The following is a 19,377-nucleotide window of genomic DNA, read 5'->3' as shown; positions in this document are numbered from 1 at the left end:
CGGAAGCAAGCTTCCGTCAAGTCCGCTCGACTTGCATGTATTAGGCACGCCGCCAGCGTTCGTCCTGAGCCAGGATCAAACTCTCCAAAAAGATGTTTGACTTGCTCATGTTTTAAAAATAAGAATTAACTTACTGGCATGTTTTTGTTCAGTTTTCAAAGATCAATTTTGGAGCGGGTGATGGGAATCGAACCCACGACATCAGCTTGGAAGGCTGAGGTTTTACCATTAAACTACACCCGCATATTAAATTCCTGGTCGGGAAGACAGGATTCGAACCTGCGACCCCTTGGTCCCAAACCAAGTGCTCTACCAAGCTGAGCTACTTCCCGTTTAATTATATGGCGCGCCCGAGAGGAGTCGAACCCCTAACCTTTTGATCCGTAGTCAAACGCTCTATCCAATTGAGCTACGGGCGCATGTTCGTGATGCGGCCGAGAGGACTTGAACCTCCACGGGGTCGCCCCCACTAGGCCCTCAACCTAGCGCGTCTGCCATTCCGCCACGACCGCATGTTTCTTGCAACAGAATTAAATTATAACACGCATCCTCTATCATTTCAAGTACTTTTTTAAAATAATATTTTACTTCTTAAAGAGAGTATTTATTATCCGAAGAAGGCACTTGTTTGTGACTAACCGTCACTAGAAATATATTAAAGCAATCGATTGAAATAGTCAACTACTTTTTTAAAAAAATAAAATCAGACGTGCATTTATCTTTTGCTATTAGCCTTGAAACAAACCAAAAAACAAAAAACAGCCTGCGCAATGCAAGCTATAAGTTACTTGAATGCGGATGAAGGGAGTCGAACCCCCACGTCCTTGCGGACACTAGAGCCTGATTCTAGCGCGTCTGCCAGTTCCGCCACACCCGCAAATGGTGAGCCATGAAGGACTCGAACCTTCGACCCTCTGATTAAAAGTCAGATGCTCTACCAACTGAGCTAATGGCTCGTTATGGCTGGGCTAGCTGGATTCGAACCAGCGCATGACGGAGTCAAAGTCCGTTGCCTTACCGCTTGGCTATAGCCCAATCATTTTCAGAAAAACATGACCCCTACGGGATTCGAACCCGTGTTACCGCCGTGAAAGGGCGGTGTCTTAACCGCTTGACCAAGGGGCCTCGTTAAATAAAGATAATGGCGGAGAAGGAGGGATTTGAACCCTCGCGCCGCTTACGCGACCTACACCCTTAGCAGGGGCGCCTCTTCAGCCACTTGAGTACTTCTCCAAATATGGCTCCGCAGGCAAGATTCGAACTTGCGACCGATCGGTTAACAGCCGATTGCTCTACCACTGAGCTACTGCGGAATACAAAATTCATTTTATCGACAATTTGTATTATATTAAAGTGAAGTAGTCGAGTCAACAATTTTGTATAACAAAATAAAAAAAGAAAAAGCAACGGACATCTATGACTAGCTAATCACCTTTTCAAAGTGCTCCGTTCTTCTCTTAAGATAACAGGTGCTCTGCACTTTCCGCAAACATATCTCTTGGTATCGACCTTTTTCTTGCGGCTATACATCAGATGACAGCCAGAGCATTCATAAACAAACAACCGCTTCGACTGCTGTGACGGTGATTTTTGAAGCGGCGTGCAGTGTCTTGGGGCTTTCACAGCTTTCAATAGCTGCTTAAAATCATGATCACGATGCTTATATCCTCTTCCTTCTAAATGTAAATGATAATGGCAAAGCTCATGCTTAATAATCCCTTCTAATTCTTTTAGCCCGTACGCCTCTAAATACTTTTTGTTTACCTCTATATTATGAGATTGCAGCATATAGCGGCCGCCGGTTGTTCTTAGCCGCGGATTAAATTCTGCCTTATGCAGAAAAGGGCGGCCGAATAATTCCGATGAGATTTTTTCTGTCAGCGCTTGAAGTTGTTCATTATTCATTACTCGGCCGCTCCTTTCTCTGTTGCTGTTACTTTCCAGGGGAAATCATTGTCAATGATACTCTTCCTTTTTTCTCATCTACCTGCTCAATCCAAACTGTAACAATGTCACCAACAGCGGCTACATCAAGAGGATGTTTAACAAACCCTTTTTTCATCTTGGAAATATGGACAAGTCCATCTTCTTTCACGCCGATATCAACAAAAGCACCAAAGTCCACTACATTTCTGACCGTTCCTTGCAGTTCCATGCCAGGTTTTAAATCTTCAAGCTTCATAACTCCTGTTTTTAAAAGCGGAGTCGGCAGCTCATCACGCGGATCGCGGCCGGGCTGCTGGAGGGCATCTTTAATATCCTGCATGGTCAGCGCGCCAATTCCCGCCTTTTCAGCTGCTTGCTCTACAGTTATCTTGTTCAATGCTTCGGTGAGCTCTTTCGTCCCCACATCCTTGGTGGTATAACTCATGCTTTGAAGCAGCTTCTTTACTTCCGGATAGCTTTCAGGGTGAATAGCTGTTTTGTCCAGCGGCTCCTGCCCATCTATAATCCTTAAGAAGCCTATACATTGTTCAAACGTTTTCGCACCGAGGCGCGGGACTTTCTTTACTTGTGAACGGCTGCTGAATTTGCCGTTTTCCTCCCTGAATTTCACAATGTTGTTAGCCACCGTTTTGTTCAGGCCAGCTACATATTGCAGCAATGAAGAGGAAGCGGTATTGAGATTAACGCCTACCTGGTTCACGGCTGTCTCCACTACGAAGGTTAACGACTCGTTAAGCTTCTTTTGAGAAACATCGTGCTGGTATTGTCCGACTCCTACAGACTTCGGATCGATTTTTACCAATTCTGCTAACGGGTCCTGCAGCCGTCTCGCAATAGATACAGCGCTTCTCTCTTCCACTTGAAGGTCAGGAAATTCTTCACGCGCCGTTTCAGAAGCAGAATAGACACTTGCCCCTGCCTCATTGACGATGATATATGCCGCTTGCCGCTCGCTTTTCTTGATAACGTCTGCTATAAATTGCTCTGTTTCGCGTGATGCTGTTCCGTTTCCGATGGCAATAATTTCAACATCATGTTCCTTTAACAGCTGTTGAACACGCTCTTCCGCCTCCGCTCTCTTAGCTTTCGGGGGATGCGGATAAATGACCCCTATATATAATACTTTTCCGGTTTCATCTACCACTGCCAGCTTGCAGCCGGTACGGTAAGCTGGATCTACCCCAAGCACAACCTTCCCTTTTAAAGGCGGCTGCAAAAGCAGCTTTCTTAAATTCTCAGAGAAAATATGAATCGCTTGGTCTTCCGCCTTTTCAGTTAGTTCATTTCGCACTTCTCTCTCAACAGATGGCTGAATGAGCCGCTTATATGCATCTTGCAGTGCTTGACGCACATAGGTGCCTGCTTCTGTTTGCTCATTTACTTTATATCTCTTGCTTATATAGCGAACAATCTTTTCTGCATCTGTTTGAATGCTTACTTTCAAAATCTCTTCTTTCTCTCCTCGGTTAAGAGCCAGTATGCGGTGCGGAACAGCTTTTGCAACGGGCTCTTCATAGGCGTAATACATTTCGTATATATTTTTTTCGTCTACTTCCTTGTTTTTTGCCGTTGAATGAAGCAAGCCGTTTTTAAACGTTTCATCGCGAATCCATTGACGGATCGCTGCTTCATCTGCTGCCTGCTCTGCAATAATATGGAGCGCACCTTCAATCGCTTCCGCGGCTGAAGAAACGGCTTTTTCATTTGATATGTACGTTTCAGCCTGTGCCGTAACAGGAGAAGCCGGCATGGCAAGGAGCCACTCTGCCAGGGGCATCAACCCCTTTTCCTTCGCAATGGACGCCTTGGTCCGCCGTTTTTGCTTGAACGGACGGTAAAGATCCTCAACCGTTTGAATTTTTTCAGCACGCAAAATAGCCGCTTGCAATTCAGAGGTTAGCTTGTTCTGCTCCCCGATCAGGCGGATGACTTCTTCCTTGCGTGCCGATAGATTCTGCAAGTAATTCCAGCGATTAAGCAGCGACTGGATTTCTACTTCGTTCAGCGCTCCTGTCATCTCTTTACGGTAACGGGCGATAAAAGGCACCGTGTTTCCTTCTTCAACCAGCCCGATGACTGCACGCACCTTTTTAACATCTAACTGTTCGTCTTGGGCTGTTTTTTTAATTAAACTATCTTTCTCAAGCATAGCTTCAACGGGCATACGGATTCCTCCTTTTTCTCTGACCTCTATTTTATCACAAGAAAAAAGCCTGCACTTATTAAAGCAGGCTTCCAATAATATAAGTAGCGTCATCGTCAGACTTCGTTGTCTCTTCCTCAAGCGTCGAGGCAATTTGCTGGATGGAGCGATTTCGCAGCAGGCCTTTGACGTTAAGAATATTAAGCCCGTCTGAATGCAAAAGAAACTTGCAGTTTGACTCGTATTTAAAGCGCTGGGTCCGATACTTTTGCGGACGGCCGGATAAATAGCCGGTCACTGGCAGCGGATACGTAAGCTTCTCCTTGTCCGTGTATAAGTAAAAACGAATATTGCCAACACAGCTGTATTCGAATTCCTGCGTATCGAAGTAAACCTTTAAAATCGCGACAGCCGCCCCTCTTTTCTGATAAAGAACATTATTGCTCAAGCTCATTAAGAGGTCGACTGATTCGTGATGATTCTCTTCCACTATCTTTGTTACGGCAGATGAGGAATGAAAAGCGAACTCGCCGCTGCCAAGCCCATCTGCAATTACACAAATTAAATAATCATCTGTTGTATGAATATAATAGCTGTCTCCACAAAACGGCTGACCGCCTTTTGCCGCTTTGTTTGCGCAAATCTCTAGCTGTTCGTTTTGGAAATAGTTCATTAAATCAATCGCCCCGATGTCATTGATTCAGCATCAATTGCCTCTTTCAGCTTTTTGATTGCTCTTCGTTGCAGGCGTGATACATGCATCTGAGAAATGTTTAGTTTATCCCCTGCATCCTTTTGACTCATATTTTCTAAATACGTATATTGGATAATTTGACGTTCACGATCAGACAATACGTGAAGCACCTTTTCCAACACAAGCCGCTGATCTACTCTCTCATATCCCTGCTCTTTGCTGCCGACAATATCGAGCAAGGTCACTGTGCTTCCGTCAGAATCTGCTTCGATAGAGTGATCCACAGACAGAGCCTGGTAGCTTTTCCCCATCTCCATCGCTTCCAAGACTTCTTCTTCAGAAATATCAAGGTGGCTGGCAATTTCCTCCACTTTAGGAGAACGCTGCAGCGATGAGGTCAACTCTTCAACAGTCGACTTGATTTTGGGGCCGAGTTCTTTAATCCGTCTCGGTACGTGGACGCTCCATGTCTTGTCCCGTAAAAATCTCTTAATTTCACCGACAATTGTCGGAATAGCAAAGGCTTCAAAGCTCTTTCCGTAAGAATCATCATACCTTCTGATCGCTCCCAGAAGGCCCATCATTCCGACTTGGGCGATATCTTCATGGTAAGACTTTCCTTTTGAGTATTTGCGTGCAATGGATTCCACTAGCCCCTGATAATGTTTAACGAGGTTTTCTTGAGCCTCTTGATCATTGTCAGTCTGATAGGCTTTGATCCACTCAACAACCTGCTGTTTGGTGTCTTGGTTAGGTTGAGATGGTTTCGGCATCCCTCTCCACCTGCTCTCCTTCAAGGTACTTTGTCATAAACAAAGTAACCCCTTCCTTTTGATGAACCTTCACTTCGTCCATTAATGTTTCAATGAGAAATAGACCTAAGCCTCCTTCACGCAGAAATTCAATAGAATTCTCCTTGTAAGGGCCTAATGCCTTTTTTGTTTCCCGGAAATTAAAGCTTTTTCCGTTATCCGACACCATTACTTCCAAATGCTTGTGGTAAAGAGCAAAGCCGACCACCACCTCACCTTCCTCCTCGCCGTTGTAGGCGTGCTGGACAGCGTTGGTGATCGCTTCGCTAGTAGCTATCTTCAGATCCTCAATGGCATCATATGTAAATCCCATTCTGCTCGCGATTCCCGAAAGCGTCAGCCTGATAACGCCCACAAATTCCGGCTTGGCCGGGATTTTCATCTCGATGTAATCAAACGCTTCCATCATCAAACGCCACCTTCTACTTCGGAATTAATATTCATAATATCTGCCAGACCCGTAATATCAAACAATCTTCTCAAACGTTCAGATAAACCAATTAGCTGCAGGGTGCCCCCATTCGCATTCAAGCTTTTGAAAAGTCCGACAAACACACCTAACCCTGTACTATCCATGTAAGAAACTTCTGATAAGTCGATGACTATGCGAGCTTGGTCCTTTTCAGTATATGGAAACACAGTTTCTCGAAGCTTTGGTGCTGTATATGCATCAATTTCTCCAGCGATTTTTACTTTTGTTTGCTGTTCCATTTCTTTCACGTCAATTGTAATATTCATCTTAAACCCACCTCTTCTTTATTACTCCACTGTTTTTAAATTATACCCGGCTAAAAAGAAGATAAACCTTTGGCTACTTGATTCTCTTTAAAATGATTAAAGTAAAATCATCCCGCAGCTCAAAGTCTTGTAAAAACTCAAGTTCTTTGTACACTTTATCCGCAATCTCTTGGGCTTCTAGATGGATATACTTTTTAATGTACCCCAACAGAGTGTCTACCTCGATAAACCCATCCTTCGTCCGGCATTCCGTGACCCCATCCGACATCAGAAGGATAATATCTCCCGCTTCCGCTTTCTTTTCAAACTGGCGATACTTTGTTTTCTTATCAACACCAAGCAATAAGCCCTTCGCGTATAATTCTTCAAATTGTTGTGTCTGATGGTTGTAAAAGAAGCCTGGTTCATGACCTGCAGAGGAATAATAGAATGTATGATTCATTGTATTGTACATTCCGTAAAACATAGTAATAAACATCGTTGGATCGACATTCTGCTCTACTACCCTGTTTAAGCTTTCAAGCACCCGGCATGGTTCATGCCGGCCTTCCGGCAGGCTGTCCATCGAATATTTAATCATGGACATGCACAGTGCGGCTGGGATCCCTTTTCCGATGACGTCGGCAATGGCTACACTGACAGCTCCTTGCTCATCATGGACAAAGTGATAGTAATCTCCGCTCATCTGTCTGGCCGGCACACTGATAGCTCCGATATCCAAACAATCCACTTCTGGAACCTGCGTTCCTAAAAGCGTTTGCTGCATGTTGGCTGCCACTTCGATCTCACTTTTCAGCTCCTGCTGAATGGTCCGCAGATTCTGATGTTCCCGGTAGGCAATTCCATAAGCCATCATGACCTCCAGTAAAATATCAAAAGACTGGAGCATATCAGCCTCAGCTTCTATGCCAAGTTCTAGCAGAGCCGTTCGATGAAGAATGATAATTTCCTCAGGAGAGATTTTGTGTTCAATGGATTTTCTGCTGAATTTCTGGCTGAGATACAAAGCTTGTTCGTTTTGATCCTTCATATAGCTTTCAAGAATTTCTTTATACTTTTCTTGCATCGCTTCCCTAAATTCCATACTTGCCCTCCTTATCGGAGCCACTTAATTGCCTTGATAAGTGTCCCTTCACCCGGAGTGGAGTCAATCGCAAACTCATCTACAAGGCGTTTAACTCCAGGTAAGCCGGCTCCAAGTCCTCCAGAGGTGGAGAAACCATCTTCCATTGCTTTACGAAGATCTTGAATGCCAGGACCCTGATCTTCTGAAAGAATTATTAATCCAACCTTCCCGGCATTTTCCGTCTTTTCTATACATACCTGCCCTTGGCCGGCATACAGATAGATATTGCGCGCCAGCTCACTAATAGCTGTCGTGATACGGGCCTGGTCAACTGTGCCAAAACCAAGATCTTTGGCTACATTTCTGCCAAGCTGCCTTGCAGCTACGATGTCCCATTCATTTGTAATCTTGACGCAAGAATCCATAGATTAGTCCTCCAGTTCCCGTTGAAGTTTCTCCAAACCTTTTTCTAAATCAAGAGCTGTCAAGACATCTTCAAGACGTATCCCCAATTCGATCAAGGTAATAGCAACGGCTGGCTGAATTCCTGTGATCACTACTTTCGCTCCCATAAGTTTTGACATGCTGATCACATCTCCGAGCACTTTAGCGATGAAAGAATCAATAAAGTCGATAGAGGTTAAATCAATGACTACCCCTCTCGCACTCGTTTCGTGAATTTTACGGAGCAAATCTTCTTGAAACTGAAGGGCAGTCTGATCATCCAGTTCCCATTGAATCGAAATCAGCAAACAATCATGAAGTTTTAAAATTGGTATTCTCATCGCTCTTCCTCCACCTCAATGATTTTTCTTTCCGTCATCTCTAAGGCTTTTTCAATTCCTTTTTTCAACGTGCTGGTTGTCAGGACTTGATCAAGGTTGATGCCAAGAGTGACAATCGTTTGAGCGATTTCCGGACGGATGCCCACAATCATGCACTTAGCACCGACAAGCCGAACCGCATCAGCGGCCTGGATAATATGATGCGCGACCATCGTATCCACCACTGGAACTCCCGTAATATCAATCAGAACGACCTCCGCGCGATGTTTCACGACCCCATCGAGCAAGTTTTCCATAATCTGCTTGGCTCTCTCTGTATCAATTGTCCCTACAAGAGGCATGACTGATATTTTTTCAAAGACTGGTATAAGAGGGGCAGACAATTCCTGAAGAGCAATCTTCTGCAAAGAAACTGTGCGCTCCCATGTATAGGCGTAAGCATCGATAATGGTGTTATACAAAGGAAACATCCAGCGCTCAAACTCAGAAGAAAAGTCCATAAAGTTATGCCGGTCAATCAATTCTTCTTCCTGCATGCCGTCTGTTATGATGTGATCAAATATGCGCAGCCCCAGTGTAATAACAGTCAGCGGCCAGCCTAATCTGACAATTTTCTCAGCAAATTCGGTGACCTTAGATTGAAATTCCTCTTCCGTCTCCGTAAAGTTGGAAACCAGCAGCTCGATAAACTCACTGCTTGTTTTTGTAAACATTTGAGCAGACATCGTTTGTACAGCACGCTCATCCGCCTCCTGCTTCATCCGGTTAATCCACTCGCCTAGAATTTCACTTTTATGGGTTTGTACATAGTTAAAAATTAGTTTACGCATCAAGACAACTCCAATTCTTCTTTTTCGATGGCTGCGGCGTCGACTCTATGTAGAGACTGTCCCATAAACAATCGGCTCCTTCTCTGCTACCCGCTGCACAGCAACCTTTATGCCGGGAAACTGAAGGCAGCTACTCCTTTTCTAAGGCAGTCTCCTCCGCTGATTATCCCAATCTGCTTTCTTCATCTTAACAACTTCAAACATAAAACTAAACTGATTTCCCTTTCTTTTTTATGCCCGCTATTATTTATCGTCACTACTAAACATTATAATGTTTATTTCGGCAATTAAAAAGCGATAGTCCTGTCTGGCAGAAAATACTATCAGAAAATGGCATCAAGACGCGAATAAATTCATAAAAAAGCCATATTCATTCCACTGCCTTATGCTAAAAAAATAAGACGCCCGCTAGTTATACTAGCGGGCGTCTATTTAAAACTGAATAAGACCTAAGCTGATTTGCAAGGCTTCGTCCACTTTTTCCATCATTTCCTCATCAAGTTGAGTGATTTTATCCGTTAAACGCTGTTTGTCGATCGTTCGGATTTGCTCAAGTAAGATAACGGAATCACGTTCAAAGCCGTAACGCTTTGCATCGATTTCAACATGTGTAGGCAACTTAGCTTTTTGAATTTGCGCTGTTATAGCAGCAACAATAATAGTGGGACTGAACCGATTCCCGATGTCGTTTTGGACCACCAGCACAGGTCGCACACCGCCTTGCTCCGATCCGACAACAGGGGACAGGTCTGCAAAATATACGTCACCACGCTTAACTATCACACGGATTATCCTCCACTTACTAAACGTTCTACAGTATTGCCGGCCTCACACTCAGCTTGCAGCGCCTCTGAGGCGATAGCCAAGTTGATCTTAGCCATTTCCATGTACCCGCGCCGCATCGATTCTCTAATCTGACGTTTCTTTCTTTCCCGAAGATACATTTTTGTTGCTCTGTAGATAAATTCGCTGCGGTTAACCTTCTCAAGTTCAGCATACCCGTCTAGTTCCTTAACAAATTGTTGTGGCAAACGAATTAACACTTCTGTTGTTGCGCTTGATTCAGACACGAACTACACCTCCACCAATCACTACACCGTCTCGTTAACTGTCCTTTTCATCATATCATCTTTTCTATTGCAGGGGAAGGTGAATTCAAAATTCCCGGCTGTTATCCTTTGATAATAGCTCAGAAAAGCGCAAATCCACTAAACCTCTGGCGAAAAATGCCGATAAATAAACCTTCAGCTTGTTACTTTCATTCACTTAACGGATTTACTATCTCGACAATTTCTCCGTTTCGTTTGTAAACTCGCGGCACCCGCGCGGTAATAATGCAAGGAACTTCATAGTTAATTGTGTCCATCTTTCGGGCAATATCATCCATGGTAATTTCTTCTTCTCCTTGCTTGCCAATCAGTGTGACCTCTGTTCCGACTGGCATTTCTTCAGGAAGGCGAATCATGCATTGATCCATACACACTCTGCCTACGATCGGCACCCTTTTGCCGCCGGCCAGCACAATCTGTCCCTGAAGCTTGCGCAGCCAGCCGTCAGCGTAACCAATCGGCAAAGTCGCAATCCATTCTTCCTCCGAAGTTTCATAAGTCGCTCCGTAGCTGATTTTTTCGCCCTTTTTCAGCTTCTTCACATGGACAATTCTCGTGCGCAGCGAGAAAGACTGCTTCAACGGAAATGGCAGCTCCTGCTTTATTTCCTCGGACGGTGAAAGACCGTACATTGAGATGCCAAGGCGAACAGCATTCAAATGGGTTTTCCCAAAACGCAGCGTCGCCGCACTGTTGGCACAATGAATGAAGGGCGGCTTCTCCTCAAGCGAGTCCACCATGCTGGCAAAAAGACCGTACTGCTCTTCAAAATACTCCGTGCTCAAATCATCCGCCGTAGCAAAATGAGTAAAGACGCCTTCGAGGAAAAACTTCGGCGAACGATGAATAAACGCCGCCAGCTCGTTTAACTCTTCGGGGGTCTTTACGCCAAGCCGTCCCATGCCTGTATCACACTTGATATGCACACGGAGCAGCTGCCCCTCCTCCAAATGCTTCTCCGCTTTCAGCAGCCAGTCTTTCTGAAAGACCGTCAACGAGATTTGCCGGTCGGCCGCCATTTTGGCTGCTTGCGGACTGCTTGCCCCAAGCACCAGCAACGGAACGGACAGGCCGGCCCTTTTCACGGAAAGTGCTTCATCCAGAAAAGCAACAGCCAGCCCCTGTGCCCCTGCTTCAACCGCTGCTTTAGCGACTTGAACGTCTCCATGCCCATAAGCATTGGCCTTTACTACCGCAAATAGCTTGGTGTTTTCCGGAAGCAGCCTTAGTGTCTCGCTCACATTGTATGAAATATGATCCAAGTTGATCTCTGCCCATGTATCACGGTAAAACTTCGCTTCTACTGTCAACATATGCCCCTTCTTTCTTGTCTGTATACATAAAGTTGTGAAATTTATTTGCTTGCCAACCTTATTTTTAAGTATACAGCAAGTACTGTCAATAAGAAGACCGGGGCGCCAGCCGGGAATTTTCATTATTCGCAAGAAAAGGAATAATTGAGCGCCAAGAATGACTTCTCCACGACCGCGGTGCCGCCCTGATCTAAACAGCCTTTGCCGGCCTCCTTTATTTCCTTATGGTGAAAATAAGATTGAGCCGTAATCAAAAAAGCAGCTACAATGCATGCTGCACATCCGACAAGCATGATCCGGCTCTTTAAAACATTCTTTCTTTGCCTCATCCAGTTCGACCTTTCTTATTCAAATTTCCACGATGCAGCATGACCATGTACCCCCTACCTTAAACAAAGAAAAAAGGAACGTCAAATTCCCGTTCCCGAAGTGCTCTGCCTTTAGCTGAGGCGGCACTGAAGTATCAACTTGAATCATTTATCGAACACATGCAAAAATCAGTTATTTCTCCATTTCCGCTTGCATCGAACGCGCTACCTCAATCATTTCCGCCTCGCTTAAATCTTTAGAAGCGATCATGTAATCCACACCTTTATAGGACCAAGAAAGCGACTGATCAGTAATTTCTCCAAAGGCAAAGCCCAAATCAGCCATTTCGCCGCTCATGCTCGCTGTTTCTACCGAAGCATTCGACGGAGCCGATGCTTTTTCCTGGACGACAGTGAATGACTTGTCGCCTCCATAAGTGAGTACAATGCGTTTGCCATTCGCTGTCAGCATCTCATTTTCCTCAAGCAACTGGCTGCCAACCGCTTCGGCCTGCGGATAAAAGACAGTGAATTCCTTTTCCTTCTCTTGAGCGAGCACCGGCATTTCCAGCTGGGCTCCGGTCATATTCTTCTTTACATCAAAGGATGACTTTTCGAAGCTCGCTTTAAAATCCACCTTCTTAAAGCTGACCGTCAATACGGGCTTGCGATCCGGATCCATCACCTTCACTGAAACAGGCGCTAAATCGCGCTTATTAAAGGTGATTTCCTGTATTGGAAGCATGTGGCTGTTAGGATACCTTGTCTTTGTTTCAAACACATAATGCTTATCCGTTTCCTTAAAAGCAGCTTCCTGGTCTGTTTTGATATCTTTGACTAGTGATTCAAACAAATAAGCCTGACTGCTGTTTTTTGGCCAATCACTTTGAAACTTAAAGCTCTTATTCAAAGATGGCGTTAATACATATACACCGGACTCATTCTTTAAAATCATCTGACTCTGATCCTTTTTGTCATTCGATAACTCCACGCGGTAAAAATGATTGTCCTTATTCCAAATCTCCACGTGATACGCCTGTTTTTCTTCTCCTGTCTGAAGCGTCATTTGGGCGGTTGCCTTGTAGCCTTTCATCTCTTCGGCTTTTTCATTTAAATCCTTTGTGACATCCTCCTTGGATTTTGCGCCGCAAGCAGAGAGAACAAATAAAGCAACCAGGCATAATAGCCAGACTAACCTTCTTTTTGTCATGTCATCACAACCCCTTTCGCATTAAAAATATATGAGACAACCTTTTAAAATATGATTGTCCGAAAGGGGCTGTTCTTTTTTAATTTATTTGTTCAATAACGACCTGGGCAGCCGCATAGTCTTTGCTGTGCGTAATAGATAAATGCACGCCTGCAGAAAAAGGGGCTGTAACGCAGGGCTTTCCATTGCTGTCTGAAGCCGTCTCAATATCTTGAAAGGAGAGCTGCCCGCCGATTCCGCTGCCCATTGCTTTTGCAAAAGCTTCCTTGGCAGCAAAGCGGCCGGACAGGTATTCAACTTGCCGGCGGCCGCTTCGGCTGTGAAACACCAGCTGTTCGTTCTTTGTTAAAATCCGCTCAATAAATTTCGGCTGCCGTTCTATTAATTTTTGAATCCTGCTAATCTCTACAATATCCATGCCGATCCCCTGGATCATAGTCCTCCTCCTTCTTCAGCTCATACCAGCGATAAATTTCTCGCGCATCATTGAATGAAACATTTGCAACCTTTATTCTTTTGCCGCCGATTCCGCTTCTGATAGCCGCATGAACCGAAGCTAAATCTTTTTGCTTTTGCCTCCACGTTTGTATAACCTCCAAGGATTGAATCCGATTTTTCAATACAAAGGCGGTTTGCAAAGACACTTTTCTCGTTCTTATCGTAAGCTGGCGGCCATCAATACGCCATCCAGCTCCTTTAAAACTAACGAAGCCATAAAGAGCGGCCAGCATGAAAGCGGCAAGAAACCCTAGTCCGAACGGCCAAAAAAACCAAACCGCTGCTCCAACGGGAAGAAGTACATAAAGACAAGCCCTTCCGATATACCGGCTCGCTGCCCGCGCCGGCAAAGGCGTAAACTCTGCGGAGAAGCAATAGTCCGGAAACAGCTCCGCCAGCATATTCAGCGCCCGCTCCTTCTTCACCATTGGCATAATCATCATACTTGCACTTTCTTCCGCTTCTCCCCTGCTCCCCGCGCTTTCAAGATGTACAGAACAATAACCTAGAATTTGCCTCAACGGATTTTCTGAAATCGTAATTCCCTGCACCCGGTCTACGGGGATGGTCAACTGCTGTTTTTCAAGCAGCCCTTTTTGGATCATTAAGTTTTCTTTTCCTCTTCTTACTGTAAAGCCGGCGTATCTCAGCAAGGTGAGGCCGATAGACACGCCCCATGCAATTAATAAAGCTAAAAAAACAATAAACGCTATGACAGCCACGCCCATTTCAATAAAATGGGAAGCTTCTTTAAAAATTTTCTCATACGGAATCACATCTTGGAACTGGCTCAAAAAAGCAAATACAGCTGACAGAACGACACCGATTCCACCTGATGTGGCGGCCATCAGCAGCAGCTCGGAAAGACGGCTCCGATAAAAGATCAAGTCTTCATGCTCAGCCTCTTCCGCCTCATCCGCGTGGCTATTTACAGCCGACTCGCTTTTCCGTTTCTTTTCTTGCTTGATAAATTGTTGAAGAACCTGCGCTTCTTCTTTCTTAATAGCGGTCAGTTCTGCTTCTGATTCTGACTCAGCTCCTCCCGCTGTCTCGACGCTCACTTTCACTAAACCGAAGGCACGATGCAAAAGCCCCTCGGATATATGTAAACTTTGTATGCGTTCAATCGGAATATAACGCTTCTTCTTTATAAACAATCCATATTCAATTTTCAGCTCGCCCTCTTCTAATCTATAAGTAAAGCGCAGCCACTTCACAATACCGGCAATGAGAACAAATAAGACCATCGCTCCGGCCCCCGCCAAAGGCAGGTAATCCCAAAATCCGTTCTTTTGGCCTTTGCCCATGAGAACTAAAAAAACAACCGGAAAGACAAGGTTCTTCAATTCCTTAAGAAACGTTAATAACGCAGCAATAGGGTGAAGCTTTTGCGGATCAGACATCTTCTTCTGCCACCCTTGCAAGAGCTGAAATGACTTTTCTCATTTCCTCCGCCTCCTCTATTTCAACAGCCGGTATATCATGCACGGTAGCGGCTGTTGAAACTTTAATGGCGCCAAGCCCATACTTGCGCAGAAGCGGACCCTGCTCCGTGTCTACATGCTGGACGCGAATCATCGGAATCAGCGTGCGGCGGACAATGAATACCCCTCGCTGAAGCTCAATTTCCTGCTCTCTAACTTCATATTTCCATCTTTTCCAGCGCATGGTCGGCAAAATAACGACAACAGCCAGCACTTCTAACACTCCGGCCGCACCAAGAACAAATAAAATCCAAAGCGGCCATTGCTTGATCAGGACCAATATAGCGGCCGCTACAAGGAGCAGCCATATAAAAGCCGAACCGATCATTCCTGATATTCTCCATACTTTTAAAGCTTTCTTTGAAATTCTTTTTGCAGGTTCATCCATCACATATTCACAGCCTTTATTATCATTTTTCTGTTATAACGTTTCACAACAGGAAAAGGTTTCATTTTTTGGAATTTACATCAATCCTAAAAAAAGGAGCTGCCCAAAAGTCAGCGTTTCACTAACTTAAAGGGACAGCTCCTTGTCATTGCTTATTTATTGAGAAGTATATTTTCTTCTTGGATTGCTTTTGCGATCACGGTTATATGAGCGGTTGCCACCGGATGAACGTCCGCCTTGACGGCTGCCATACGGCTTTTTGGAACTTGAATTTTTAGAGCGGAACTTATCTTTCTTTTGCGGAAGAGAAGCTTCACTTGTGATATGGATCGGTGTCCGATCTGGTTCCTTCGTAATCAATTTTAAAGCAGCAGCAACGATCTGTTCAGCATCATACTGATCAAGCAGTCCTTTTGCCAATGCTTTATATTGGGAAAGGTCGTTTTTGGCAACAGATTCTTCCAGCTCATTGACAGCTGCCTGTTGCTGGCCAACCAATGCATCATCCCATGTAGGAGCAGCCATTGGCGACATCTTTTTCTTCGTTGTTTTTTCGACCTCTTTTAAATAGCCCATTTCTCTTGGTTCAACAAATGTAATCGCAACGCCCTCTTTGCCGGCACGGCCCGTACGGCCAATCCGGTGAACATAGCTTTCCGGATCTTGCGGGATGTCATAGTTGTATACATGAGTGACCCCGGAAATATCAAGGCCGCGTGCAGCTACGTCTGTTGCCACAAGAACGTCGATTTTTCCTTCTTTGAAGCGTTTTAGCACTGTTAAGCGTTTCGCCTGAGTTAAATCGCCGTGAATTCCTTCTGCCTGATAGCCGCGGAGGCTTAATGCATTAGCCAGTTCATCGACACGTCTTTTGGTACGGCCGAAAATAATAGCCAATTCTGGCGAGTGAACATCAATTAAGCGGGAGAGCACATCGAATTTATCGCGCTGATGCACTTTCACATAATGCTGTTCAATGTTAGAAACCGTCATTTCTTTTGCTTTCACACGAATGCTTACAGGATCCTTCATAAACCTCTCAGCTATCGCCCGAATTTGCTTAGGCATCGTTGCTGAGAACAACAAAGTTTGGCGTTCAACTGGCATGTGGGAAAGAATAGCCTCGATATCCTGAATAAATCCCATATTCAGCATTTCATCCGCTTCATCCAGCACAAGCGTTTGCAAATGATCAAGCTTCAGTGTTTTTCGGTTAATATGGTCAAGAATCCGGCCTGGTGTCCCTACAATAATATGAGGACGCTTTTTCAGTGCGCGAATTTGGCGTTGAATATCCTGGCCGCCGTATACAGCCAAAATACCAACGCGCTTGCCGCTGCCAATTTTATAAAGCTCTTCAGATACCTGAATGGCCAGCTCCCGGGTTGGAGCAATAACCAAGCCCTGAATCAGATGGTTGTTAGTATCAATTTTCTCAATCATTGGTACGCCGAAAGCTGTCGTTTTACCTGTTCCTGTTTGCGCCTGCCCAATAATGTCATGGCCTTCAAGGCCAGCCGGAATCGTTTGAGCCTGAATAGGCGTCGCCTCTTCAAATCCCATTTTATCAATAGCTTTTAAAGTGGTTTCACTTAAATTTAGATCTTTAAATTTCGTCAATATTTTCTTCTCCTTCTATTTCGTTTGCCGTATCAAACAAAAAATACTCTTCCATATGAAGAGCAAAAGTTATTGTCATCATATCATTTTTATCGCTTCATTACAACACACTCGATATTTAAATCACTCTACTACGTTCAGTTAGAAATGTAAAGACTTTTTCAAAGAGCAGCTCCTTTTCTCCCGTATGGCAAATATGGTGTTTAGCATGCGGCACATAATAAATTTCCTTTTGGACAGATGGAAGACGGCGGTAAATATACTCGGCACTTTTCGGCGGCACAATGCCATCAGCCAACCCTTGGGCAATAAAGGTGGGTATCTGGATTTTAGCGAAAAGCGGCTTGCTGTAAGCAGCCATTTTCCGAAACTGCCAGGCCGCTGACAAGGGAGTGAACAAAAGCTTATTCTTATAGCGCAAAAATAGCTCATTCTCACTCAGCTTGCCTTTTTTCGCGTCGTGCCACATCCCTTTAATATCCTTGGACAATTGCCCTACATTAATATATTTAGCGGCAGCACTTAATAATATAAGCTTTTTTACAGGATATTTTTCCGCTAAATAGGCGGCAATCAGCCCGCCCATCGAAAAACCAATCACATAAACCGTTTCGCACTCAGTCAACAGCTGCTTCAGCTCACCTTCCGCATGTTCCAGCCACTGCCGGTACGTGATTCCTTTCAGTGACAGCGTTGTTCCATGGCCTGGGAGCGTCGGAACGACAATTTTCCAATTTGTCCTTTTATGCAAGTACTTAGCGAGCGGCTCGACTTCATAAGGCGCACCCGTAAACCCATGAATGCACAAACAGCCAATCATCTTCACCATTTCCTTTTCTTCATTATTTTCCTTTATATACTGTAATTATTACCCGGTCTCCTTCTTCATTAACAAAACTGGTACAACTCAGAAGCTGAAGATCTTTTAATAATAACTGGTTATTGTTTATGAATGAAAAGAAAAACACCAGGCATCTGCCTGGTGTGAGGGTGCAGACCAAACGGAGCCTTCTTTATCTTACTGTTTTTCTGGCTGCTCTTGCCCAGTTACTTCTTTTCCAGGGCCTCTATCACTTCTTCAAGCCGCACACCGCGAGAGGCTTTAACAACGACTAAGTCTCCGCTTTCAAGCAGAGATTCGAGCTTGTCAATCAACTCCTGCTTATCATTGAAAGCAAAGATGCGGTCTTCTCCTAAAGAGTTTTTCGCACCAGCGGCAATAAACTGGCCTAACCGTCCGATCGTGAAAAGGTAATCAATCGCTTCACCGCTCACGGTTTGACCTACTTGATAATGGAATAGCTCCTCATCCAGCCCAAGTTCAAGCATATCCCCCAATACAAGGATTTTTCGCTGAAATCCCGGCATTCTTTCAGCTAGCTCAATAGCCGCTTTCATAGAAGTAGGGCTGGCATTATAGGCATCATTAATTAACTTAGTTCCCTTGATGCCATCAATCATTTCCATGCGCATTTTCGTTAGTTCTACAGATGACAGACCTGTTTTCATCGCTTCAAAGTCAATGCCCATTTCACGGGCGGCCAGCATAGCCGCCATTGCGTTCAGCACATTATGCCGCCCGATAATCGGCAGGAAAAACTCTGTGCCGGGCGCACCATTGATCTTAAATCGGCTTCCATCCTGAAGCGTGTCAATGTTAATCGGATACAGGTCATTGCTTTCAGCAAGGCCAAAAGTTTTTGTCTGCACCTCTGTCTCTTGTAAAGCTTCCTGCAAAAGCGGTTCATCGCCATGATAAATAAGGATGCCATCAGCAGCAAGACCGTTAATAATCTCAAGCTTTGCTTCAGCGATCGCTTCCCTTGATCCTAAATCTTGCAAATGCGATTCACCAATATTCGTAATAATCGCTATATCCGGGGAAGCAATCTTCGTTAGCAGGTCGATTTCTCCTTTACTGCTCATGCCCATTTCAATCACAGCCGCTTCCGTCTCTTGATCTAAAGAAAGGATCGTAAGCGGAAGACCGATATGATTGTTGAAGTTTCCTTCTGTTTTTTGGACCTTAAACTTTAAAGAAAGCAGGCTCGCTGTCATATCTTTCGTTGTCGTTTTTCCGTTGCTGCCAGTGATGCCGATGACTTTCACATCCAGCTCTTCCCGGTAAGCCTTCGCCAGCTGCTGAAGAGCCTTCAGCGTGTCTTCTACTACCAGCACCGGCAAATCAACTGGAGGATTAGGTCTGTCTTTTTGCCAGAGAGCAGCGCCCGCCCCCTGCTCCAGCGCTTGTTTGACATACTGGTGGCCATCCGTGTTCTCCCCTTTAAAAGGAACAAATAACTGGCCGGCTACTGCTTTTCTGGAGTCAATAGCTACCCCGTACACCATCCGTTCTTTAAATGCTTCAATGTTATTTTCTACTTTTATTATATTGGCTATTTGTTCAATGGTCTTACGCATCATAAAATCAA

At 44.7% G+C, this 19,377-nt stretch carries 21 protein-coding genes, 10 tRNA genes and 1 rRNA gene; all 32 read right to left on the bottom strand.

All coding sequences use genetic code 11. The features are described 5' to 3' along the window. Positions 1–91, bottom strand: a 16S ribosomal RNA gene (locus B1A98_RS11565); the annotation flags it as partial. 78 nt (positions 92–169) lie between these two features. After that, positions 170–243, bottom strand: a tRNA-Gly gene (locus B1A98_RS11560). Positions 244–255: 12 nt separating this feature from the next. Next, a tRNA-Pro gene (locus tag B1A98_RS11555) sits at positions 256–332 on the bottom strand. A 10-nt stretch (positions 333–342) separates the two neighbouring features. Further along, positions 343–419 (bottom strand) — tRNA-Arg (locus tag B1A98_RS11550). Between the two features lie 10 nt (positions 420–429). Beyond that, a tRNA-Leu gene (locus B1A98_RS11545) sits at positions 430–512 on the bottom strand. A gap of 281 nt (positions 513–793) precedes the next feature. Then, positions 794–877: transfer RNA gene (locus tag B1A98_RS11540), tRNA-Leu, on the bottom strand. 3 nt (positions 878–880) lie between these two features. Then, a tRNA-Lys gene (locus tag B1A98_RS11535) sits at positions 881–956 on the bottom strand. A 4-nt stretch (positions 957–960) separates the two neighbouring features. After that, positions 961–1,035: transfer RNA gene (locus tag B1A98_RS11530), tRNA-Gln, on the bottom strand. Positions 1,036–1,053: 18 nt separating this feature from the next. Further along, positions 1,054–1,125: transfer RNA gene (locus B1A98_RS11525), tRNA-Glu, on the bottom strand. Positions 1,126–1,142: 17 nt separating this feature from the next. Continuing rightward, a tRNA-Ser gene (locus B1A98_RS11520) sits at positions 1,143–1,233 on the bottom strand. Between the two features lie 5 nt (positions 1,234–1,238). Then, positions 1,239–1,313 (bottom strand) — tRNA-Asn (locus B1A98_RS11515). Positions 1,314–1,428: 115 nt separating this feature from the next. After that, positions 1,429–1,905: a SprT family protein gene (locus tag B1A98_RS11510; protein WP_063384454.1), complete on the bottom strand. Its 477-nt coding sequence runs from the start codon at positions 1,903–1,905 to the stop codon at positions 1,429–1,431. Positions 1,906–1,933: 28 nt separating this feature from the next. Then, positions 1,934–4,111, bottom strand: a complete 2,178-nt coding sequence (locus B1A98_RS11505) for a Tex family protein (RefSeq protein ID WP_240492438.1) — start codon at positions 4,109–4,111, stop codon at positions 1,934–1,936. Between the two features lie 58 nt (positions 4,112–4,169). Further along, a complete protein-coding gene (locus tag B1A98_RS11500; RefSeq protein WP_041100735.1) occupies positions 4,170–4,763 on the bottom strand; it encodes a PP2C family serine/threonine-protein phosphatase in 594 nt (197 codons plus the stop codon). After that, the gene (gene sigB / locus B1A98_RS11495; protein WP_063384453.1) at positions 4,763–5,557 is read right to left on the bottom strand and encodes an RNA polymerase sigma factor SigB; all 795 of its coding nucleotides are present in this window, start codon (positions 5,555–5,557) and stop codon (positions 4,763–4,765) included. The genes B1A98_RS11500 and sigB overlap by 1 nt, the downstream gene beginning before the upstream one ends. Then, positions 5,535–6,005, bottom strand: a complete 471-nt coding sequence (gene rsbW, locus B1A98_RS11490; protein WP_063384452.1) for an anti-sigma B factor RsbW — start codon at positions 6,003–6,005, stop codon at positions 5,535–5,537. The genes sigB and rsbW overlap by 23 nt, the downstream gene beginning before the upstream one ends. Continuing rightward, positions 6,005–6,334: an anti-sigma factor antagonist gene (locus tag B1A98_RS11485; protein WP_041100729.1), complete on the bottom strand. Its 330-nt coding sequence runs from the start codon at positions 6,332–6,334 to the stop codon at positions 6,005–6,007. The genes rsbW and B1A98_RS11485 overlap by 1 nt, the downstream gene beginning before the upstream one ends. Positions 6,335–6,407: 73 nt before the next feature. Continuing rightward, on the bottom strand, positions 6,408–7,418 hold the full coding sequence (locus B1A98_RS11480) for a PP2C family protein-serine/threonine phosphatase (protein WP_063384451.1): 1,011 nt from the start codon (positions 7,416–7,418) through the stop codon (positions 6,408–6,410). Between the two features lie 11 nt (positions 7,419–7,429). Continuing rightward, positions 7,430–7,825 carry an anti-sigma regulatory factor gene (locus B1A98_RS11475; protein WP_041100725.1) on the bottom strand — a complete coding sequence of 132 codons (396 nt, stop codon included), beginning with the start codon at positions 7,823–7,825 and terminating at the stop codon, positions 7,430–7,432. A 3-nt stretch (positions 7,826–7,828) separates the two neighbouring features. Then, positions 7,829–8,185 carry an STAS domain-containing protein gene (locus tag B1A98_RS11470; RefSeq protein WP_063384450.1) on the bottom strand — a complete coding sequence of 119 codons (357 nt, stop codon included), beginning with the start codon at positions 8,183–8,185 and terminating at the stop codon, positions 7,829–7,831. Beyond that, positions 8,182–9,015: an RsbT co-antagonist protein RsbRA gene (locus B1A98_RS11465; protein ID WP_063384449.1), complete on the bottom strand. Its 834-nt coding sequence runs from the start codon at positions 9,013–9,015 to the stop codon at positions 8,182–8,184. Before B1A98_RS11465 ends, B1A98_RS11470 begins: the two co-directional genes overlap by 4 nt. A 432-nt stretch (positions 9,016–9,447) precedes the next feature. Beyond that, positions 9,448–9,798: a type II toxin-antitoxin system PemK/MazF family toxin gene (locus B1A98_RS11460; RefSeq protein ID WP_041100719.1), complete on the bottom strand. Its 351-nt coding sequence runs from the start codon at positions 9,796–9,798 to the stop codon at positions 9,448–9,450. A gap of 5 nt (positions 9,799–9,803) precedes the next feature. Continuing rightward, the gene (locus B1A98_RS11455; RefSeq protein ID WP_041100717.1) at positions 9,804–10,085 is read right to left on the bottom strand and encodes a CopG family ribbon-helix-helix protein; all 282 of its coding nucleotides are present in this window, start codon (positions 10,083–10,085) and stop codon (positions 9,804–9,806) included. Positions 10,086–10,273: 188 nt separating this feature from the next. Then, a complete protein-coding gene (gene alr / locus B1A98_RS11450) occupies positions 10,274–11,437 on the bottom strand; it encodes an alanine racemase (protein ID WP_063384448.1) in 1,164 nt (387 codons plus the stop codon). A gap of 122 nt (positions 11,438–11,559) precedes the next feature. Further along, a complete protein-coding gene (locus tag B1A98_RS11445) occupies positions 11,560–11,766 on the bottom strand; it encodes a hypothetical protein (protein WP_063384447.1) in 207 nt (68 codons plus the stop codon). Between the two features lie 172 nt (positions 11,767–11,938). Next, the gene (locus B1A98_RS11440) at positions 11,939–12,955 is read right to left on the bottom strand and encodes a LolA family protein (protein ID WP_063384446.1); all 1,017 of its coding nucleotides are present in this window, start codon (positions 12,953–12,955) and stop codon (positions 11,939–11,941) included. A gap of 79 nt (positions 12,956–13,034) precedes the next feature. Continuing rightward, the gene (gene acpS / locus B1A98_RS11435; protein ID WP_063384445.1) at positions 13,035–13,391 is read right to left on the bottom strand and encodes a holo-ACP synthase; all 357 of its coding nucleotides are present in this window, start codon (positions 13,389–13,391) and stop codon (positions 13,035–13,037) included. Further along, positions 13,354–14,856 (bottom strand): PH domain-containing protein, encoded by a 1,503-nt coding sequence (locus B1A98_RS11430; protein WP_063384444.1) that lies wholly within the window; start codon positions 14,854–14,856, stop codon positions 13,354–13,356. Before B1A98_RS11430 ends, acpS begins: the two co-directional genes overlap by 38 nt. After that, positions 14,849–15,328, bottom strand: a complete 480-nt coding sequence (locus B1A98_RS11425; RefSeq protein WP_082821693.1) for a PH domain-containing protein — start codon at positions 15,326–15,328, stop codon at positions 14,849–14,851. The genes B1A98_RS11430 and B1A98_RS11425 overlap by 8 nt, the downstream gene beginning before the upstream one ends. 153 nt (positions 15,329–15,481) lie before the next feature. Continuing rightward, positions 15,482–16,945, bottom strand: coding sequence for a degradosome RNA helicase CshA (cshA, locus tag B1A98_RS11420; RefSeq protein WP_041100705.1), 1,464 nt, complete (start codon positions 16,943–16,945; stop codon positions 15,482–15,484). Between the two features lie 118 nt (positions 16,946–17,063). Continuing rightward, the gene (locus tag B1A98_RS11415; protein WP_305954913.1) at positions 17,064–17,774 is read right to left on the bottom strand and encodes an alpha/beta hydrolase; all 711 of its coding nucleotides are present in this window, start codon (positions 17,772–17,774) and stop codon (positions 17,064–17,066) included. Between the two features lie 218 nt (positions 17,775–17,992). Beyond that, the gene (locus tag B1A98_RS11410) at positions 17,993–19,369 is read right to left on the bottom strand and encodes a UDP-N-acetylmuramoyl-tripeptide--D-alanyl-D-alanine ligase (protein WP_063384441.1); all 1,377 of its coding nucleotides are present in this window, start codon (positions 19,367–19,369) and stop codon (positions 17,993–17,995) included. Between the last annotated feature and the right edge of the window lie 8 nt (positions 19,370–19,377).

Source organism: Pseudobacillus badius (assembly GCF_002189605.1).
In the GTDB taxonomy this organism is placed as follows: Bacteria; Bacillota; Bacilli; order Bacillales; family Domibacillaceae; genus Pseudobacillus; species Pseudobacillus badius.
The sequence above is the reverse complement of the archived record's forward strand: the minus strand, read 5'-3'. Positions and strand labels throughout refer to the sequence as shown.

What these genes read in the sequence shown, in the direction of transcription:
- B1A98_RS11510 (WP_063384454.1), bottom strand. Translation starts at nt 1,905, where the DNA reads ATGAATAATGAACAACTTCAAGCGCTGACAGAAAAAATCTCATCGGAA.
- B1A98_RS11505 (WP_240492438.1), bottom strand. Translation starts at nt 4,111, where the DNA reads ATGCCCGTTGAAGCTATGCTTGAGAAAGATAGTTTAATTAAAAAAACA.
- B1A98_RS11500 (WP_041100735.1), bottom strand. Translation starts at nt 4,763, where the DNA reads ATGAACTATTTCCAAAACGAACAGCTAGAGATTTGCGCAAACAAAGCG.
- sigB (WP_063384453.1), bottom strand. Translation starts at nt 5,557, where the DNA reads ATGCCGAAACCATCTCAACCTAACCAAGACACCAAACAGCAGGTTGTT.
- rsbW (WP_063384452.1), bottom strand. Translation starts at nt 6,005, where the DNA reads ATGATGGAAGCGTTTGATTACATCGAGATGAAAATCCCGGCCAAGCCG.
- B1A98_RS11485 (WP_041100729.1), bottom strand. Translation starts at nt 6,334, where the DNA reads ATGAATATTACAATTGACGTGAAAGAAATGGAACAGCAAACAAAAGTA.
- B1A98_RS11480 (WP_063384451.1), bottom strand. Translation starts at nt 7,418, where the DNA reads ATGGAATTTAGGGAAGCGATGCAAGAAAAGTATAAAGAAATTCTTGAA.
- B1A98_RS11475 (WP_041100725.1), bottom strand. Translation starts at nt 7,825, where the DNA reads ATGGATTCTTGCGTCAAGATTACAAATGAATGGGACATCGTAGCTGCA.
- B1A98_RS11470 (WP_063384450.1), bottom strand. Translation starts at nt 8,185, where the DNA reads ATGAGAATACCAATTTTAAAACTTCATGATTGTTTGCTGATTTCGATT.
- B1A98_RS11465 (WP_063384449.1), bottom strand. Translation starts at nt 9,015, where the DNA reads ATGCGTAAACTAATTTTTAACTATGTACAAACCCATAAAAGTGAAATT.
- alr (WP_063384448.1), bottom strand. Translation starts at nt 11,437, where the DNA reads ATGTTGACAGTAGAAGCGAAGTTTTACCGTGATACATGGGCAGAGATC.
- B1A98_RS11445 (WP_063384447.1), bottom strand. Translation starts at nt 11,766, where the DNA reads ATGAGGCAAAGAAAGAATGTTTTAAAGAGCCGGATCATGCTTGTCGGA.
- B1A98_RS11440 (WP_063384446.1), bottom strand. Translation starts at nt 12,955, where the DNA reads ATGACAAAAAGAAGGTTAGTCTGGCTATTATGCCTGGTTGCTTTATTT.
- acpS (WP_063384445.1), bottom strand. Translation starts at nt 13,391, where the DNA reads ATGATCCAGGGGATCGGCATGGATATTGTAGAGATTAGCAGGATTCAA.
- B1A98_RS11430 (WP_063384444.1), bottom strand. Translation starts at nt 14,856, where the DNA reads ATGTCTGATCCGCAAAAGCTTCACCCTATTGCTGCGTTATTAACGTTT.
- B1A98_RS11415 (WP_305954913.1), bottom strand. Translation starts at nt 17,774, where the DNA reads ATGGTGAAGATGATTGGCTGTTTGTGCATTCATGGGTTTACGGGTGCG.
- B1A98_RS11410 (WP_063384441.1), bottom strand. Translation starts at nt 19,369, where the DNA reads ATGATGCGTAAGACCATTGAACAAATAGCCAATATAATAAAAGTAGAA.